The following is a 16,697-nucleotide window of genomic DNA, read 5'->3' as shown; positions in this document are numbered from 1 at the left end:
TCGCACGGGAACGCCTTCCACCCTACATTGAGAGGGAAACGCCCCCCATCCCCGGAAGCAATCCCCTGGCATGACCGAGCACACCCTGGCCGCCGCAACCGATCCCAGCCTGGACGGCGGCTCCATCCGCCTCACCCGCCTGCCCAACGGCCTGACCGTGGTGTCCGACGCCATGGAGCGCGTGGAAACCGCCTCCATCGGCGCCTATGTGCACACGGGCACGCGCGACGAGACGGCCGAGGAGAACGGCGTCTCCCACTTCCTCGAGCACATGGCCTTCAAGGGCACCGAGAAGCGCGACGCCCAGGCCATCGCGCGCGAGATCGAGGCGGTGGGCGGCCACCTGAACGCCTATACGGCCCGCGAGACCACGGCCTACTACGCCAAGGTCCTGAAGGAGGACCTGCCGCTCGCCGCCGACATCCTGGGCGACATCCTGACGCACTCCACCTTCATCCCCGAGGAGGTGGAGCGCGAGCGTGGCGTGATCCTGCAGGAGATCGGCCAGGCGAACGACACGCCCGACGACATCATCTTCGACCACTTCCAGGACCGCGCCTATCACGGCCAGCCCATGGGCCGCCCCACCCTCGGCCCCGCCGGCATCATCGAGACCATGTCGCGCGAGGCCCTGACCGGCTACATGCGCCGCCACTACGGCCCCTCCCGCATGGTCGTGGCCGCCGCCGGCGCCGTGGACCACGACGCGCTGGTGGAGCTGACGAAGCGGCACTTCGCCGACCTGCCCACCACCGGCCAGCACGAGGCCGAGCCCGCCCGCTACACCGGCGGCGAGTTCCGCGAGGAGCGCGACCTCGACCAGGTGCACCTGCTGCTGGGCTTCCCGGGGCCCGCCTATGGCGATCCCATGCACCACCCGACGATGCTGCTCTCCACCATCCTCGGCGGCGGCATGTCGTCGCGCCTGTTCCAGGAAATCCGCGAGCGCCGCGGCCTCGTTTACTCCGTCTACTCCTTCCACTCGCCCTATCGGGACGCAGGCCTCTTCACGATCTATGCCGGCACCGGCGAGGAGCAGGCGGCGGAGCTGATGCCGGCGACGCTGGAGGAGCTCCGCCGCGTCCAGCACGACGTGACCGAGGAGGAACTGGCCCGCGCCAAGGCCCAGCTTCGCGCCTCCGTGCTGATGTCGCTGGAATCCACGGGCTCGCGCTGCGAGCAGCTCGCGCGCCAGCTGCAGGTGCATGGCCGCATCATCCCGGTGGAGGAAACCAAGGCCCGCATCGCTGCCGTCACGGTGGAGCAGGTCCAGCAGGCCGCCGCCCGCGCCTTCCGCGCCGCGCCGACCCTGGCCGCCCTCGGCCCCGCCGGGCGCGTGCCGCACCTGCCCGAGGTGATCGAAAGGCTGGCGGCGTGAGCGAGACCCTCACCAAGGCCGACCCGCGCGAAACGCTGGCCACCCTCGTCGCCGCCGCGCGCGCGGCGGGGGCGGATGCGGCCGATGCCATGCTCGCCGCCGGCGCCTCGCTTTCCGTGCAGATGCGCCTGGGCGAGGTGGAGAACGTGGAGCGCGCCGAGGGCTTCGACATCGGCCTCCGCGTTTTCCTCGGAAAGCGCCAGGCCATCGTTTCCACCACCGACGCGGACCCGCGCGGCTTCGCGCAACTGGTCGAGCGCGCCGTCGCCATGGCCCGCGCCGTGCCGGAAGACCCCTTCGGCGGCCTGCCCGACCGCGTGCCCTCCCTCGCCGGCCTGCCGCTCGACATGGATGACGGCGTCGAGCCCGATGTCGCGGTCCTGACCGAGCGCGCCCGCCGCGCCGAGGAAGCCGCCCGCGCCATCGCCGGCGTCACCAACTCCGAGGGCGCGGATGCCGGCTGGAGCCGCACGGTGATCGCGCTGGCCGCCTCCAACGGCTTCGCCGGCACCTACACCCGCAGCGGCCACAGCCTCTCCGTCACGGCTCTCGCCGGCCAGGGCACGGGGATGGAGCGCGACTACGACTACGGCTCCGCCACCCACCTGTCCGACCTCGACGACCCCGAGACGCTGGGCCGCAACGCCGGCGAGCGCGCGGTGCGGCGCCTGAACCCCACACGCCCGCCCACGGCGCGCCTGCCCGTGCTCTATGACCCCCGCGTGGCCGGCTCGATCATCGGGCACCTCGTGGGCGCGGCCAACGGCGCCTCCGTCGCCCGCGGGACGAGCTTCCTGCGCGAGAAGATGGGCACCCAGGTCATGGCCCGCGGCCTCACCATCCGCGACGACCCCACCCGCCCCCGCGGCCTCCGCTCCCGTCCCTTCGACGCCGAGGGCATGCCCACCGCGCCGCTCGCCATCGTCGAGGACGGCGTGCTGCACCACTGGCTGCTCGACTGGCGCGCCGCCCGCCAGCTCAACCTCGCCTCCAACGGCCGCGCCGCCCGTGCCGTCGGCGGCCCGCCCTCTCCTTCCACCACCAACCTCTGGCTGGAGCCGGGCAGCCTCACCCCCGAGGCCCTGATGGCCGACATCGCCGAGGGCCTCTACGTCACCGAGATGATCGGCAGCAGCATCAACGCCCTGACCGGCGACTACAGCCGCGGCGCCTCCGGCTTCATGATCCGCAACGGCCAGCTCGCGGAAGCCTTCTCGGGCGTCACCATCGCCGGGAACCTGCTGGAGATGTTCCTGCACATCACCCCCGCCAGCGACCTCCGCTTCCGGCGCGGCACCGATAGCCCGACGCTGCGGATCGACGGGCTGACCATGGCGGGAGCCTGACGGCGCAACGGAGGCCCGGCCCTCATGGGGAATCAGCTCCCCCGAACCCTCCACGGAATTCGGCGGGAACCACAGGAAAGAAGATGAGCGGGGTCCGCGAGGAGGCTTCCTTCTCCTCGGGGGGCCACTCGCGCCCCGCCCCCGCCATGCTATCCCCGCCTCGCCAACAAACCGAGGAAACCACCCATGTCCCTGAAGCTCTACGGCGTCCTTCGCTCCCGCGCGACGCGCCCCGCCTGGACCGCCATGGAGCTGGGTCTCGACTTCGAGCACGTCCCGGTGATCCAGGCCTATCGGCTGAAGGACCCGGCCGCCCCCGACGCGCCGCTCAACACCGCATCTCCCGCCTTCCGGGCCATCAACCCCAACGGGCTGATCCCCTCGATCGACGACGACGGCTTCATCCTCCACGAGTCCCTTGCCATCAGCCTTTATCTCGCGCGCAAGCACGGTGGCCCGCTCGCGCCCCGCGACGCCCGGGAGGAAGGGCTGGTGGCCATGTGGTCCCTCTGGGGCATGGGCATCGAGGCCGACTGTCTGGCCATCGTCCAGAAGCGCGATGCCGAGGCCGCGGCCGCGCGCCTCCAGGCCCCCTTCGCCGTGCTGGATGCGGCACTCGCCGGGAGCGGCGGGCACCTGGTGGGCGGACGCTTCACCGTGGCGGACATCAACCTGGCGGAGGTGATCCGCTATGCCCAGCCCGCCCGCGCCCTGTTCGAGGCCGCACCCGCCGTGCAGGCCTGGATCGCGGCCTGCCAGTCCCGCCCCGCCTTTCAGGCCATGATGAAGCGGCGCGAGGCCGAGCCCGCCTGAGCGCCTCGGCCCGTTTGGGGGCGACCATGGGGATGGAGTGGAAACCGGGCGCCTTGCCACTATATTACACCACTGTGAGAAACCTCCTTCGGAGTACCACCCCCATGCGCCGCCGCGCCCGCCTCCTGGCCGCCTTCGCCGCCCTGAGCCTCGCGCTCGGTCCCGCCATCGCCGAGGCCCGCCCCGGCGGCGGCTTCTCCTCGGGCAGCCGCGGCTCGCGCAGCTACAGCGCGCCGCCCGCCACCCGGACGGCGCCGGGCACCGCCAGCCCCTTCAACCGGACCGAGGCGCCGCGCCAGGCGCCGGGCACCGCGGCCCCCGGCTATGCCCCGCGTCCAGCGCCCTCCTACACCACCCCCAGCCGGGGCGGGCTGTTCGGCGGCGGCTTCATGTCCGGGCTGATGGGTGGCCTGCTGGGCGCCGGCATCGCCGGGATGCTCTTTGGTCACGGCGCCTTCGGCGGCATGTCCGGCGGCTCGGGCTTCCTGGGCTTCCTGCTCCAGCTGGCCATCATCGCCGGCATCATCTGGCTGGTGATGCGCGTCATCCGGGGCCGGCGCGCCGGAATGCCCGCCATGGCCGGTGCCGGCGGCCGCGGCCCCTTGCCGGATGCCGCATCGGGCACCTATGCGCGGCAGATGGATGGCGCCGGCGGCATGGCCGGCGCGGCGATGGGCGGCCGGGCCGCCGCCCGCCCGCTGCAGGTCGGGCAGTCCGATTTCGCCGCCTTCGAGAAGAGCCTGGTGCAGATCAACCAGGCTTGGTCCGCCCAGGACGTTTCCGCCTTGCGCCGGCTGACCACGCCGGAGATGGCCCGCTACTTCGAGGGCGACCTGCGCGACCTCGCCGCCCGCGGCTGGCGCAACCAGACCAGCGACGTCCGTCTGGAGGCGGGCGACCTCGCCGAGGCATGGTCCGAGGACGGCGTGGATTACGCCACGGTGGCCATGCGCTTCAGTCTGGTGGACGTGACCCGCGACGCGGCCGGGCAGGTGGTGGAGGGCGATCCCAGCGCGCGGCAGACCACGACGGAGGTCTGGACCTTCGCGCGCCGGCCGGGCGAGAGCTGGATCCTCTCGGCGATCCAGCAGACCAAGTAGCCTTCCCTCGCGTGGAGGGGTCCGGCACGCCCGGGGCGATCCGCCCCGGGCGTGTTGCGTTCCAGGGCTTGCTTCAGCTCCCGGAGTGCTCTCCTTCGGCCGAGACCCGGTTGCGCAGGGATCCCGTCCGCCGCCTCTTGGCGTCGTAGAGTCCGGCATCCGCCTTTTCGATCGCGGCATCGATGTCCGGTGCGTCCAGCGGCACGCGGGCGAAGCCCATGCTGCACCCCAGCCGAACCTGCCCGGCCGGGCTCGGCACGCCGTCCCGCAACAGGGCGTTCAGGCGCGCTCCGACCTCAAGCGCCGCTTCGGCCACCGAATCCGTCTCGCCGGGCAGGCAGAGCACGAATTCGTCGCCCCCCAGCCGCACGGCGGCATCCTCCGTGCGCAGGTTCTGCTGAAGCCAGCGTCCGATGCTGCGCAGCACGGCGTCCCCCGCGCCATGGCCGTGCAGGTCGTTGACCGGCTTGAAGCCGTCCAGGTCGATCACCACCACCGCGCAGCCCTGCAACAGGTCCGGCTGCGTTGCCTGCCAGGCCTCGAACCCCGCACGGTTCAGCAGGCCCGTCAGCGGGTCGCGCCACGCTTGGTCGCGCAGCTGTTCCAGGCGCTTCATCACGTCCCGGCTGCGGCCGCTGCCGAGCACCCGGTCCAGCGCGGAGGCGACGCGGTCGATGTGCCAGCCCGCGAGCAGGCCGCCGAGCACGGCCACGCCGAAGGTGTTGATGCTGAGCAGGATGCCGAAGGGCCAGAGCCGGGCGATGATCGCGCCCAGGTCGCGCCGTGCCACGACGGCCAGCTCCAGCGCCGGGCGGTCCTGGGTCGCGTCCAGCTGCGCGATGGCCAGCAGCGCGTCCGGTTGCCCGGGGATCGCCATCTCCCGCCAGGCCGCCCGCTCGGCCGAGCCCTCGGGCTGCAGGGCATCCGGCCAGCGCCGGCCCCGTTCGTTCTCGGGCCCGATCAGCACCACGCCGTCGGAATCCAGCACACGCAGCTCCGGCGCCGGCTGCCAGGGCGCGAGGCTCGCCACCTCGTGCCGCAGGGTCTCCGCCCAGCGCCAGGTCAGGCGCCCCGCGACCATCCCCACGAACTGCCCTTCCGCGTTCCACACCGGCGCCACCACGTCGATCAAGGAAGAATCGATCTGGTTGTCCAGCTGGTCCGGAACCACCTTCGCCAGCAGCAGGGCCGACGGCGTGTTGCCCGGCGGTGCGGCCGAAACCACGCGGAACCAGGACCGCCGGGACACGTCCGCCCCTTCCAGCAATCCATCGGTCGCGGCGACCACGCGCCCGCCCGCATCCACGAAGCCCATCCAGGAAAACGCGGTGGAATGCCGCTGCATGTCCTCCAGCAGGCGGCGCGCGCGCGGGGCGTCCGGCGGCTGCTGCCCGAAAGCCTCGAAGCGGGCGACCATGCCGACCACGCTGGCCCAGTTGGACAGGCCGGAGTCCAGCCGCTGCGCCACCATCCTCGCATAGCCCGCCAGCTGGGAGCCCGCATCCGCAGTCAGCCGCGCCCGCTCCGAGTGCAGGAGCAAGGCCGATCCTGTCATCCCGAACAGGGCGCAGATGGCGCTGACGGCAAGCCCGTGGCGCCAAGCGGGGCCAAACCAGGCGATGAGGCGCATGTCACTTCTCCAGCCGGACGGCCGTGCTGGCCGCCGGACGCTGAGGCCGAAGTCGTTCACCCGATTCGTTGCCGACTTACAATATCCAGATCGTTTTCATTGACAATTCGTGACGACATCTCACAGGTCAGATCATTATCGGGAAATGAGGCACGAAATGACGCGGAGCCTGTTCCGCACTGCGCTTTCGCGCAGCGGGATGTGCCGCGCGGCAAGGCTTTCGCAGCCGTCCGGACGCACCCGTTCCGCCGGAACACCGGCGTAGCCACGGGCTCATCACATTCCGGTTATGCAATGTGCTGCCGGGACCGGGTTCCGATCCCGGCCGATGGCGGCAAGGACCATTCCCCCTGCCCGGCCCGCGCCTCAGGTCACCGGGCGCCGGTGGGGGAACTGGAGCAGGGTTCGGGGAGCAGGTCCTAAATCAGGCCCTTCAGACGCAGCATCCCGAAGGCCGCCATGCTCATCGCGTCCCGGATCACGCCGTCGCGCAGCATCGCCTCCACCTCGGCCAGCGGGAACTCGCGGCACACCAGGTCCTGCTCGGTCGCCTCGCGCGCCGTCTCGCCACGCGTCAGCTCGGTGGCCAGGAACACGTGGCCGCGCTGGTTGCAGTAGCCGGCGCCCTGGAACATTTCCCCGGCATAGGTCATGCGGCCCGCGATCAGCCCCGTTTCCTCGCGCAGTTCACCGGCAGCGATGGCGGCGGGGTCGGTGCCGGGGCGCGTCTCCCACATGCCCATCACGAACTCCCACATGCGCTGCCCCACCGGGTAGCGGTACTGCTCCACCAGCGTCACGCGCCCGTCCTGCACCGGCACCACCACCACGAAGTCCGAGCGCTCCACGACGCCATACAGGCCCTGGGTGCCGTCGGCGCGGCGGATGATGTCCTCCCGCACGCGGGTCCAGGGGTTTTCATAAGCCACGCGCGTCGAAAGCGTCTCGATGGTCACGCCATGCCCCCGTTGATCGAGATGACCTGCCCGGTGATGTAGGCCGCGCGGGGCGAGCACAGGAAGGCCACCAGCTCCGCCACCTCCTCCGGCCGGCCGGCGCGGCGGGCGGGCACCATCGCGCGGATCTGCTCCTTCGTGAACGCCTCGGTGGCCGGGCTCTCGATCACGCCCGGGGCCACCGCGTTCACCGTCACCCCGCGCGCCGCGCATTCGGTGGACAGCGACTTCACCGCGCCGTGCAGCCCCGCCTTGGCCGCCGCGTAGTTCGCCTGCCCCCGGTTGCCCATCACGCCGGAAACCGAGGAGATCGCGACGATCCGCCCGGAGCGCGTGCCGATCATCGGCAGCAGCAGCGGCTGCACCAGGTGGAAGAAGCCGTTCAGCGAGACGTCGATCACCGAGTGCCACTGCGCCGCCGACATCCCGGCCATGGGCGCATCGCTGTGCGTGCCGGCGTTGTGCACCACCGCCTGCACCGGCCCCCCCTCCAGCAGGCGCGCCAGCGCGTCCGGGCAGGCCCGCGGATCCGTCAGGTCGAAGACCGCCGCCTCGGCGCTGCCACCCTCCGCCACGATGCCCGCCGCCACCGCCTCGGCCCGCGCCGGATGGGCGCTGGCGTGCACGACCACGTGGTGGCCGTCCCGGGCCAGGGCGCGCGAGATCGCGGCCCCGATCGGGCTCGCGCCCCCGCTCACCAGCGCGCGGATCATGCGCCCTCCGGGATGATGATGGCCGCCTGGCCCGACAGCAGCGCGCCGCCGCCGGCCGAGACGGAGAAGGCGTAGACGAAGCCCCGCGCCGCGCGGCTCAGCGCCCGCGCCTCCACGCGCAGCTCGGCGGAAAGATCGTCCAGCCGCGCCGCGCGAAGCTCCACCCCGCGCAGGCTGGCCAGATACCCCGCCGCCTGCGCCGCGCCATCGCCGGTCAGCGCCCCGTGCGCGGCCATGGCCTGGAGCGCGTACTCCACGCCGCAGACCGCTGGCAGAATCCCATCCCGCCGCAGCGGGTTGGCGGCATCCCGGTGAGAAAGTGCGGCGCAGACGATCGAATCCGCGTCAAAGGACAGCACCCGGTCCAGCAGCCGCATCGCGCCGCCATGCGGCACCTGGGGTATCATGGGGGGTGTCACGCGGCGGCGCCCAGGTCCAGCACCACCGCCCCGCCATCGGCCAGGGGCAGGCCGATCCGCGCCGCCCGCCCGGCCGCGAGCGCCCGCAGCAGGGGCAGGCACCGTGCCGCGGGGTTGCCGGCCACCAGCGGGTCCATCAGCCCGGACGAACAGGCCTCCTCCGCCTCCGCCATCTCCACGGAAAGCGGCACGCCGCCCGAGGCCCCCGCCGGAACCAGCACCAGCGCCGCGGCGAAGGGCGCCTCCGTGAAGCGCTTGGCGTCCAGCGGCGCCGTCAGCGGCGCGTCATAGGCGCAGAACAGCACGGGCACCCCTCGCGCCGCCACGGCCGCCGCCGCCTGCACCAGCCCGATGGCGAAGCTGTCGTCATGCCCGCCCAGGCTGACCGAGGCCTGCATCGACCCCATGGCGATCCCCCAGTACCCCGCCGCCGCGTTGTGCACGGAGTTGTGGAACTGCGTGGGCGAGATCGCGCCGCCGGGAACCGTCAGCGCCTCCAGGATGGAGCCCACCACCGCTCCGTCCCCATTCGAGGAGGCGAACACCGTTTCCAGGCTGTCCGGCGCCAGGCCCGAAGCCGCCGCCGCCTCGGCCGAGACCGCCAGCGCCAGCCGCACCGCCGCGCTGGTGCGGCGCCGCTCCGTCGGCGGCAGGGCCGCGGGTGGCGGCAAGGCAACCGGCACCGGTTCCCAGGGCACCTCTCCCGCCAGCACCGCCCGGCTGGCGGACCAGCCCGGCAGGCCCGGGCCGAGCAGGCCCACGCCCGCGATCACGCATCTCACGACGCGATCCACCCCCGCGCGAACATCCTCACGGGCCTTGCCCCGGCCTTGACGCCCCGCATTCGCCTCAAGCCCGCCCGATCACCAGAGCGAGGTTGCTTCCGCCGAAGCCGAAGGAGTTGCTGAGCACGCGCCGCACGGGCGCCGCGCGGTTCTCCACGGCCACGTCCACCCCGAACTCCGGGTCCGGCACCGCAACGCCCAGGCAGCCCGGCACCAGCCCGTCCTCCACGCAGATGGCGGCGATCACCGCCTCCAGCGCCCCCGATGCCCCCAGCGAATGCCCGGTCCACCCCTTGGTGGAGGAACAGGGCACGCGGTCGCCGAACATGGCGCGCACGGCGTTGCCCTCCATGGCGTCGTTCGCCCGCGTGCCGGTGCCGTGCAGGTTGATGTAGTCCACCGGCCCGGCCCCCGCCGCCGCCAGCGCCGCCCGCATGGCCGCGACCGCGCCCAGGCCATCGGGATGGGGGGAGGACATGTGGTGCCCGTCCGCGCTCGCCCCCGCGCCCAGCAGCGCCACCGTGCCGGCGGGCGCGTCCCCGGCCCGCACCAGCAGCGCCAACCCGGCGGCCTCCCCAATCGAGATGCCGTCCCGGTCCGCCGCACAAGGGCGGCAGGCGCCGCGCGAGAGAAGCTCCAGCGCGGAAAAGCCGTGCAGCGTCATCCGGCAGAGCGTGTCCACGCCTCCCACCACAGCGGCATCGCAGAGCCCGGCCGCGATCATCACCTGCGCCTCCAGGAAGCTCCGCGCGCCCGAGGTGCAGGCGGTGGAGATGGAAACCGCCGGGCCCCGCAGCCCCAGCCGTGCCCGCACATAGCGGGGCAGCGCGTGCAGGTCGTGCGTGTGGGTGAAGTCGAACCCGGCCGGAAGCGCGCCGTCCGCGCCGCGCCGCGCATAGGCTTCCTCGGTTTCCGCGATGCCGGAGGTGCTGGTGCCCAGCACCACCGCCACCCGCCCCGCGCCGTAGCGCCCGGCCGCCTCCGCCACCGCGTCGGCGAAGCCGTCCTGCCGCAGCGCCAGTTCGGCCAGCCGGTTGTTGCGGCATGAATAGCGCCCGAGGTCGCCGGGCAGCGCCACCTCCTCCACCCCCGGCACGCGGCCGACCCAGATGCCCTCGGGCATGCCCGGCATGTCGCAGGCGGCAAGCCCGCCGCGCCGGCCGTGCAGCGCCTCCCGCGTGGCGGCGAGGCCCGTTCCCATGGCGCTGACGGCGCTGCGGGCGGCAAGGGCGAGGAGAGGAAGCATGGATACCATCTGAATGCTCTATCGCACCGGACAAGCCCGCTGTGCAGCGGGCCGAACCTCATTTCCCGCGCGCGGCGCCAGCCCCAGCGCCAGGGCGAAGGCCGCCGCCACCCCCACCGAGACGGTCAGCCCGATCCCGTGCAGCACCGGCGTCTCGCACAGGGCCAACATCCCGAAGGTCAGCAGCGTCGTCACCGTGCAGGTCAGCACCGCCGCCAGGGTCCGCGCCGCCTCCGCCGCGTCGTGCTCGGCGCGGCCCAGGAACAGCGCGTAGTCCAGCCCGACGCCCGCCATCAGCAACAGCGCCGCCAGGTGGAAGGGCGTCAGCCGCTCCCCCAGCGCCGCCAGTACGGCCAGCACCACCAGCACCGCCCCCGCGATCGGTGCCGCCCGCAGCAGGGCGGCGCGGAACCCGCCCAGACCCGCCGCCAGCAGGCCCAGCACCGCGAGCGCCCCCACCCCGCACCAGAGCAGCGCCCCGCGCGTGGTGGCGGCGATCATGCCCTCCGTCTCGCCCTTCACGTCCACGAACAGCACGGCCGGGTCGCGCAGCCCCGCCACCGCTGCCCGCACGGCCGCCGCGTCCCCGACGCCCGAGAGCAGCCCCAGCCCCTGCCACCCCTCGCCCCGCCGCGACAGCATGGGGGATAGCCGGGCCGAGATCAGTGGCGCCTCCGCCAGCGCCGCACCATCCAGCAGCGGCAGCGTCCGGCTTTCCTCCACGGCGGCCAGGAAGGGCGCGAAGGCGCCGGGGCGGAAGGGCAGGCCGCGCATCGCCTCCTCCAGCCGCGCCGCCAGCACCTCGGGCGGGGGCATCGCCGCCTGCCGTGCCGCCTGCGTCTCCAGGCTCGGCAGGTAGCGGCTCGGCAGGTCCACCCCGCCCAGGCGCCCATCCGCCACCAGCGGCGCCAGGGCCGCCCCCACCCGCTCGGAGGCGCGCAGCACCGCCTCCTCGCTCGCCCCGCGCAGGGCCACCAGGTGCCGCACGTCGGGGGCTCCGAGCTGGGCGCGCAACTCCCCGTCCAGGTTCCGGTCGGCCTCGGGCACCGGGCTCAGCCGAGCGATGTCGTCCTCCCAGCGCGGCAGCCCGCCCAGCGCCAGGAACAGCGCCGCCACCGCCACCAGCCCCGCCGCCAGCGCCCGCCGCCCGCGCAGCCATTCCAGCCCGCGCCGCACGGCACCGGGCAGGGGCCGCGCCGCCACCGCCTGCCCCGGCAGCAGGCGCGGCAGCCCCCAGCGCGTGACCGCCACCCCGACCAGAAGCCCCGCCGCCCCGAACAGCCCGAGCTGCGCCAGCCCGGGAAAGCCGGAGGCCATCATCGCCACCAGCCCCAGCGCCGCCGCCGCCGCCGCCAGCCGCAGCGTGGGCCAGATCCGCCGGGCGGCCTTGCCCAGCGCCTCCCCGGGGCGGCGCCCGGTCAGCAGCAGGATCGGGTAGTCCACGGCCACCCCCAGCATGGTCACCCCGAAGCCCAGCGCCGCCCCTTGAACGCGCCCGAACACCAGCGCCACCGCCAGCGCCCCCGCCAGGCTGCCCGCCAGCAGCGGCACCCCCGCCGCCAGCAGCATCGCCCCCGAGCGGTAGCGCCAGACCAGGAACCCCAGCAGCAGCACCCCCGAGAGGATCGAGACCCGTTCCACGTCGGCCTTGACCGCCGCCGCCGCGCTGGCCGCGAACACCCCGGGCCCGGAAAGCAGCAGCCGCACGCCCTTGGGATCGGCGGCCGCGAAGGCCGCCCGCACCGCCTCCGAGGCGTCGCGCTGCCCCTCCATGTCGGTGCCGGCCGCCCGGCTGCGCGCCACCAGCAGCGCCCGCGGCGGCCCCTCGCCGCCCGCGAACCAGGCGCCGTCCCGCATCTGCACACCGCTGCCGCCCAGCCAGCCCTTCAGCAGGTTCAGGAACACGCCGGGCGGGTCGGCGAAGCCTAGCCGCGACAGCACGCCGGACAGGGAGGAGCGCAACCCGTCCAGCAGCCCCTCCAGCCCGCGCCGCAGCCCCGCCACCTCGAAGGCCCCTTCCGCCGGGGAAAGCAGAAAGCGGTAGCGGAACAGCAGCGCCTGCTCGCCTTCCGTCAGGTCGCCCGTGCCGTTGCCCACGAAGGCGAAGCGCCCGCCCTCCCGCAGCGCCGCCCCCATGCTCTTGGAAACCCGCGCCAACTCCGGCGCTTCGGCCCCCTCCAGCCCCACCAGCAGCAGCGTCGTCGCGGCCCCGTCCCGCAACTCCCCCAGCAGGAAGGCGGCCTCGGGCGTCGCGGCCGGGGGCAGGAAATCCGCCATGTCCGTGCGGATCTCGACCAGGCGGAACAACAGCAGCCCCAGCAGGGCCAGCGCCGCCAGGGCAAGGGCCGGGCGCCACGCCTGCGGGCGGCGGCGGGTCACGGGCGCGGCGTCACCCGCATCACCGAGGATTCGTTCCCCACCGTCTGGAACCAGCGGATGGCCCCGCCCTCGCCCCGCACCTCCACCCGCTGCACCACCGCGCGCACCCGCGCGGAAAGCGGGTGCAGCACCACCGTCCAGGCCGGCAGCGCCCCCTCGAAGGACACCTCGTAGTGCCGGCGCAGGGTGGCCAGGTCCCCGGCCAGGGTGGAGCGGATGGCCTCCACCAGCGCCCGCACCTCCGGCGCCTGGTCCAGGTTCACCTCCTGGCGCTCGCCGCGCGCGGGGCGCTCATAGACCAGCCGGTCCCCGCTCACGACCACGCGCTCGCGGAAGGGCTCCACCACCTGCTTCTCCAGGGTGGAGGGCGCCTCCCACAACAGGGTCCCGCTGCTGGGCAGCGTGTCCGCCAGCCCCGCGATCTCCTTGCTTTCGGTGAAGTCGGCCTCGCTGCGCCGCACGGCGGCCAGGGCGGCCATCACCCCCTCCAGCCCGCCCGCCTGCGCGCTGGCCGGAAGGGACAATGGGGCGGCGGCCGGCAGGGCCAGCACGGCCCGCCGGCCCACGGCGGCCTCGGGCACAGCGGCCGGGGCGGAAGCGGCCGCCTCCCCCATCTCCTCCCAGAAGTCGTAGAAGTTGAACCAGTTGGCGGGGTGCTCGCACGCCACCGCCTCCAGCCGCGCGGCGTAGCGCAGCACGGAGTCGCGCAGGTCGGCCTCGCGCGCGGCCCGGCGCAGCACGACGCGCTCGGCGAACTCCTCAAAGCGGATCTCGTAGCGCCGCGGCCCCTTCCACAGCCCGAAGGCCAGCATCACCGGGGCGCCCAGCACCGCCGCCAGGATGTGCGGCCCCGCCGGCAGCGGCGCCGGCTGGCCCAGGAAGGGCACGGGCACCACGCGGTCCTCCCCCACCGCCGGGCGGCGGTCGGCCAGGATGCCCACCAGCCCCCCGCGCTCCAGGCACTCCTTGGCCCGCAGCATGGAATCCGCCCGCCCCAGCGCCACCACCCGCTCGGCCTTTTCCGGGGACAGCGCGCTGAACACGGCGTTCGCCAGCCGGGCATTGGCCTCGTACATGAAGGCCATCACCTCCACCGGGCAGCCACGGTCCGCCAGGGTACGCATCGACTCGAAGGAACCGAGATGCGCGCCCAGCAGCACGCAGCCCGCCCCCTTCGCGATATGCGCGTCCAGCGCCTCCAGCCCCGAGACGGCGATCTCGAAGCCCTCCGTCCGCCCCTGCAGCAGGTAGACCCGGTCCAGCATGGTCGCCGCGAAGACGAAATAAGGGCGCCACAGGTCCGGCCAGCCCGGCTCCCGGCCCAGGGCCCGCCGCTGGAAGCGCCGCATCGCCTCGCGCTGGCGCGCGGGCGCCGAGAGCATGAACCAAGCCGTGACCGGGTAGAGCAGCGCGTGCGAGACGCGCCAGCCCATGCGCCGGGCGATCCAGGCCATCAGCCGCAGCGCGGCCCCGCCGCGCTCGCGCTCGCGGGTCCAGCTCACGCGGCTTCCACCCCGGCGGGCTCCACCTCGCCCCGGAAGGCCAGCGCTTCGCCCACATGGCCGCTGAAACCCAGCCGTCCCCCCTCCAGCGGCCGCAGCAGCAGGACAACCTCCTCCCCCGGCAGCACCGGGCGCAGGAACTTCGCCTGGGGCAGCCGCGCCGCGCCCGCGATCCCCGCGGCCAGCATCGCCTGGTCCAGCAGCACCACGCCGGGCACCACCGGATGCCCCGGGAAATGTCCGGGCAGGCAGGGATGCGATAGCGGCACGGTGAAGCGAACGGTCCGGGCCCCGCTCATGGCCCGTCCCCTCCGGGCGGCGCGTCCGGCATCCGCTCCCGCAGCGCCTCCAGGCTCCGCCGCGTGATCTTGCCGACCGCGTCCCGCGGCAGGCGCTCCACCAGCACCAGCGGGCGCGGCAGGAACACCGCCTCCACCCGCTCGCGCAGGGCGGCCACGATCCCCGCGGCGGTCAGGCCGGGCGCCACCACGAAGGCGGCCAGCCGCGCGGTGGGGTTGGCGTCCAGGTCCTCGGGCGCCAGGAACACGCCGTCCTGCACCCCCTCGATCTCCGACAGCACCCGGTTCAGCCCCGCGAGCGACGCCCGCCGCCCGCCGCGCTTCACTAGGTCCCCGCGCCGCCCGATCAGCCGGAATCGGCCATCCGCCGAAACCTCCACCAGGTCGGCCAGGGGCACCGGCGCGGGCAGGCCGGGCACCAGGGCGCTCACCGCGTCCTCTCCCTCCGCCCGCAGTGACACCCCGTCGTAAAGGGTCCAGTCCTCCCCCTCCACGGTGCGACGGCTGGCGATCGATCCCATCTCGGTGGCGCCGTAGATCTCCAGCACGGGCACCGCCGCCCCCGGCGCGCCCAGCGCCGCCTCGGCCGAGGCCGCCAGCGCGGGCGACAGCGGGGCCGTCGCCGAGATCACCGCCGACACCCCGGAAACGCCCCCGGCCAGCAGCGCGCGCAGCTGCAGGGGCGTGGTCACCAGCACCCGCCGCCCGGGCGCGGCCGACACCGCCTCCGCCACCTCCACGGGGTAGAAGTGCGGGCCGGAATGCACCGCCACCGGGGCGCGCAGGGGCAGCACCATCGTGGTCTCGAAGCCGTACATATGCTGCGCGGGCACCGTGCCGATCAGCGTGGCCGGGTTTGACGCATCGTCCAGCCCGAAGCGCGCCGCCGCCGCCCGCGCGGCCGCCACCAGGGCGCCCCAGGGCTTGGCATGCGCCGCCGGCTCCCCGGTGCTGCCGGAGGTGAAGCCCACCGCCGCCACCGCGTCCGCCGGAACGGCGAAGTTCGCGCCCTCGCCCCGGCCAGACGCCTCCGCGCGGGCCGCGGGAATCACCGCCTCCTCGCCGTCGGCCAGGGCGTAAGTCCCCGGATAGAGCGCCGCCAGGGCCCGCTGCCGGTAGGGCGAGCGGTCCGCCGAGAGCAGCGTCACCTGCCCCCGCACCAGCGCCGCCCCGAACGCCACCAGGGCGAGGTAGCGGTCCGCGCAAAGGTTGAGGGCATAGGGGCAATCCGGCAGCCGCGCCGCCAGGGCCGCCACGTCCGCCAGGAAGCGCCCGGCCGTGATGGCTTCCCCGCCACGCCGCGCCAGCACCTCATCGTGCGAGCGGTTCAGGAAGGGGATGCTATCCATGCCGCGCCCGCTCCGCCCGCAGGATGGCGCGGAAGGTCTGGTCCGGCCAGGCGATGCCGCCCGCGGGGAAGCGCAGGCTGCGCACCACGTGCTCGCCCAGGAACAGCAGCACCAGGGCGGCGAGGGGGAGCAGGTGCCAGGCGGCGGCGCCGGCCAGCGGAACCACGAGCGGCACGAGCTGCACCGCGGCCGCCAGCCCCAGCGCCACGGCCCAGAGCGCGGTGAGCCGCCGGGCATAGGCCGCGCACTCGGCGCTGTCCCGCCGTTCGTCGAAGCGGATGTAGCGCGCGATCAGCGGCTCCCGCCCGGCGCGCAGCGTGCGCGCGAAACCCCAGGCGAAGGCCGCGCAGGCCAGCGCCGGCAGCAGCGCCAGCACGGCACTGGCCGCGCCCCGGCCGAACAGCCCCCAGGCCAGCGCCAGCAACGCCGCCGACGCCAGGCGCCAGGACAGCCACCCGCCCCTTCCGCGGACGGGCATGCTCAGCCCACCCGGTTCTTCTCGATATGCGCGGACAGGCTGCGCAGCGAGGCGAAGATGCGCCCGTTGCGCTCGTCGTCCGAGCGGAGCTGGAAGCCGTACTTGCGCGAAACGGCCAGGGCCATCTCCAGTGCGTCGATGCTGTCCAGCCCCAATCCCTCGCCGAACAGCGGCGCCTCCGGGTCGATCTCCTCCGGCGCCACCTCCAATTGCAGGGCGCCGACGATCAGCCCCGCCACTTCCGCTTCCAAAGGCGTCATCACCGTCGTCGAGTTCACGCTTTGCGTCTCCACCCTGGGCGTTC

Annotated in this window: 16 protein-coding genes; 4 read left to right on the top strand and 12 right to left on the bottom strand. The window is 74.0% G+C overall.

Annotated elements, in window-relative coordinates; all coding sequences use genetic code 11:
• Nucleotides 1-70 precede the first annotated feature (70 nt).
• The 4 genes from ACFFIC_RS13520 (at nt 71) to ACFFIC_RS13505 (ending at nt 4,637) form a co-directional block, all read left to right on the top strand.
• Nucleotides 71-1,378 (top strand): M16 family metallopeptidase, encoded by a 1,308-nt coding sequence (locus ACFFIC_RS13520; RefSeq protein WP_377051127.1) that lies wholly within the window; start codon nt 71-73, stop codon nt 1,376-1,378.
• Complete coding sequence (locus ACFFIC_RS13515; protein ID WP_377051125.1) at nt 1,375-2,724, top strand: TldD/PmbA family protein; 1,350 nt, start codon at nt 1,375-1,377, stop codon at nt 2,722-2,724. The genes ACFFIC_RS13520 and ACFFIC_RS13515 overlap by 4 nt, the downstream gene beginning before the upstream one ends.
• Nucleotides 2,725-2,910: 186 nt before the next feature.
• On the top strand, nt 2,911-3,537 hold the full coding sequence (locus tag ACFFIC_RS13510; RefSeq protein ID WP_377051123.1) for a glutathione S-transferase family protein: 627 nt from the start codon (nt 2,911-2,913) through the stop codon (nt 3,535-3,537).
• Between the two features lie 104 nt (nt 3,538-3,641).
• On the top strand, nt 3,642-4,637 hold the full coding sequence (locus ACFFIC_RS13505; RefSeq protein ID WP_377051121.1) for a Tim44 domain-containing protein: 996 nt from the start codon (nt 3,642-3,644) through the stop codon (nt 4,635-4,637).
• A 73-nt stretch (nt 4,638-4,710) separates the two neighbouring features.
• Here ACFFIC_RS13505 and ACFFIC_RS13500 read toward each other — a convergent pair whose 3' ends face one another.
• The 12 genes from ACFFIC_RS13500 to ACFFIC_RS13445 all read right to left on the bottom strand — a co-directional run bounded on the left by ACFFIC_RS13500 (nt 4,711) and on the right by ACFFIC_RS13445 (nt 16,671).
• Nucleotides 4,711-6,267 (bottom strand): sensor domain-containing diguanylate cyclase, encoded by a 1,557-nt coding sequence (locus ACFFIC_RS13500; protein WP_377051119.1) that lies wholly within the window; start codon nt 6,265-6,267, stop codon nt 4,711-4,713.
• Nucleotides 6,268-6,686: 419 nt separating this feature from the next.
• A complete protein-coding gene (locus tag ACFFIC_RS13495) occupies nt 6,687-7,223 on the bottom strand; it encodes an NUDIX domain-containing protein (RefSeq protein WP_377051117.1) in 537 nt (178 codons plus the stop codon).
• Entirely contained in the window at nt 7,220-7,936 is a 717-nt protein-coding gene (fabG, locus tag ACFFIC_RS13490; protein WP_377051115.1) for a 3-oxoacyl-ACP reductase FabG, read from the bottom strand. Before fabG ends, ACFFIC_RS13495 begins: the two co-directional genes overlap by 4 nt.
• The gene (locus tag ACFFIC_RS13485; RefSeq protein WP_377051114.1) at nt 7,933-8,343 is read right to left on the bottom strand and encodes a phosphotransferase; all 411 of its coding nucleotides are present in this window, start codon (nt 8,341-8,343) and stop codon (nt 7,933-7,935) included. The genes fabG and ACFFIC_RS13485 overlap by 4 nt, the downstream gene beginning before the upstream one ends.
• Nucleotides 8,344-8,351: 8 nt before the next feature.
• Nucleotides 8,352-9,149 carry a beta-ketoacyl synthase chain length factor gene (locus ACFFIC_RS13480; RefSeq protein ID WP_377051112.1) on the bottom strand — a complete coding sequence of 266 codons (798 nt, stop codon included), beginning with the start codon at nt 9,147-9,149 and terminating at the stop codon, nt 8,352-8,354.
• Between the two features lie 55 nt (nt 9,150-9,204).
• Nucleotides 9,205-10,386, bottom strand: coding sequence for a beta-ketoacyl-ACP synthase (locus ACFFIC_RS13475; RefSeq protein ID WP_377051110.1), 1,182 nt, complete (start codon nt 10,384-10,386; stop codon nt 9,205-9,207).
• A gap of 18 nt (nt 10,387-10,404) precedes the next feature.
• Nucleotides 10,405-12,765 carry an MMPL family transporter gene (locus ACFFIC_RS13470; RefSeq protein ID WP_377051108.1) on the bottom strand — a complete coding sequence of 787 codons (2,361 nt, stop codon included), beginning with the start codon at nt 12,763-12,765 and terminating at the stop codon, nt 10,405-10,407.
• Nucleotides 12,762-14,267 (bottom strand): LpxL/LpxP family acyltransferase, encoded by a 1,506-nt coding sequence (locus ACFFIC_RS13465; protein WP_377051106.1) that lies wholly within the window; start codon nt 14,265-14,267, stop codon nt 12,762-12,764. Before ACFFIC_RS13465 ends, ACFFIC_RS13470 begins: the two co-directional genes overlap by 4 nt.
• Entirely contained in the window at nt 14,264-14,566 is a 303-nt protein-coding gene (locus ACFFIC_RS13460) for a hypothetical protein (RefSeq protein WP_377051104.1), read from the bottom strand. The genes ACFFIC_RS13465 and ACFFIC_RS13460 overlap by 4 nt, the downstream gene beginning before the upstream one ends.
• Complete coding sequence (locus tag ACFFIC_RS13455; protein WP_377051102.1) at nt 14,563-15,915, bottom strand: AMP-binding protein; 1,353 nt, start codon at nt 15,913-15,915, stop codon at nt 14,563-14,565. The genes ACFFIC_RS13460 and ACFFIC_RS13455 overlap by 4 nt, the downstream gene beginning before the upstream one ends.
• Nucleotides 15,908-16,393 (bottom strand): hypothetical protein, encoded by a 486-nt coding sequence (locus tag ACFFIC_RS13450; RefSeq protein WP_377051100.1) that lies wholly within the window; start codon nt 16,391-16,393, stop codon nt 15,908-15,910. The genes ACFFIC_RS13455 and ACFFIC_RS13450 overlap by 8 nt, the downstream gene beginning before the upstream one ends.
• Nucleotides 16,394-16,395: 2 nt before the next feature.
• Nucleotides 16,396-16,671: a phosphopantetheine-binding protein gene (locus ACFFIC_RS13445; RefSeq protein WP_377051098.1), complete on the bottom strand. Its 276-nt coding sequence runs from the start codon at nt 16,669-16,671 to the stop codon at nt 16,396-16,398.
• Nucleotides 16,672-16,697: the final 26 nt, after the last annotated feature.

The organism is Muricoccus vinaceus, from assembly GCF_042433125.1.
GTDB lineage: Bacteria > Pseudomonadota > Alphaproteobacteria > Acetobacterales > Acetobacteraceae > Roseomonas > Roseomonas vinacea.
Note: the sequence above shows the minus strand (reverse complement) of the source record. Positions and strands in the feature narration are given on the sequence as shown.

What these genes read in the sequence shown, in the direction of transcription:
- ACFFIC_RS13460 (WP_377051104.1), bottom strand. Translation starts at nt 14,566, where the DNA reads ATGAGCGGGGCCCGGACCGTTCGCTTCACCGTGCCGCTATCGCATCCC.
- ACFFIC_RS13450 (WP_377051100.1), bottom strand. Translation starts at nt 16,393, where the DNA reads ATGCCCGTCCGCGGAAGGGGCGGGTGGCTGTCCTGGCGCCTGGCGTCG.
- ACFFIC_RS13505 (WP_377051121.1), top strand. Translation starts at nt 3,642, where the DNA reads ATGCGCCGCCGCGCCCGCCTCCTGGCCGCCTTCGCCGCCCTGAGCCTC.
- ACFFIC_RS13520 (WP_377051127.1), top strand. Translation starts at nt 71, where the DNA reads ATGACCGAGCACACCCTGGCCGCCGCAACCGATCCCAGCCTGGACGGC.
- ACFFIC_RS13485 (WP_377051114.1), bottom strand. Translation starts at nt 8,343, where the DNA reads ATGATACCCCAGGTGCCGCATGGCGGCGCGATGCGGCTGCTGGACCGG.
- ACFFIC_RS13455 (WP_377051102.1), bottom strand. Translation starts at nt 15,915, where the DNA reads ATGGATAGCATCCCCTTCCTGAACCGCTCGCACGATGAGGTGCTGGCG.
- ACFFIC_RS13475 (WP_377051110.1), bottom strand. Translation starts at nt 10,386, where the DNA reads ATGCTTCCTCTCCTCGCCCTTGCCGCCCGCAGCGCCGTCAGCGCCATG.
- ACFFIC_RS13510 (WP_377051123.1), top strand. Translation starts at nt 2,911, where the DNA reads ATGTCCCTGAAGCTCTACGGCGTCCTTCGCTCCCGCGCGACGCGCCCC.
- ACFFIC_RS13500 (WP_377051119.1), bottom strand. Translation starts at nt 6,267, where the DNA reads ATGCGCCTCATCGCCTGGTTTGGCCCCGCTTGGCGCCACGGGCTTGCC.
- fabG (WP_377051115.1), bottom strand. Translation starts at nt 7,936, where the DNA reads ATGATCCGCGCGCTGGTGAGCGGGGGCGCGAGCCCGATCGGGGCCGCG.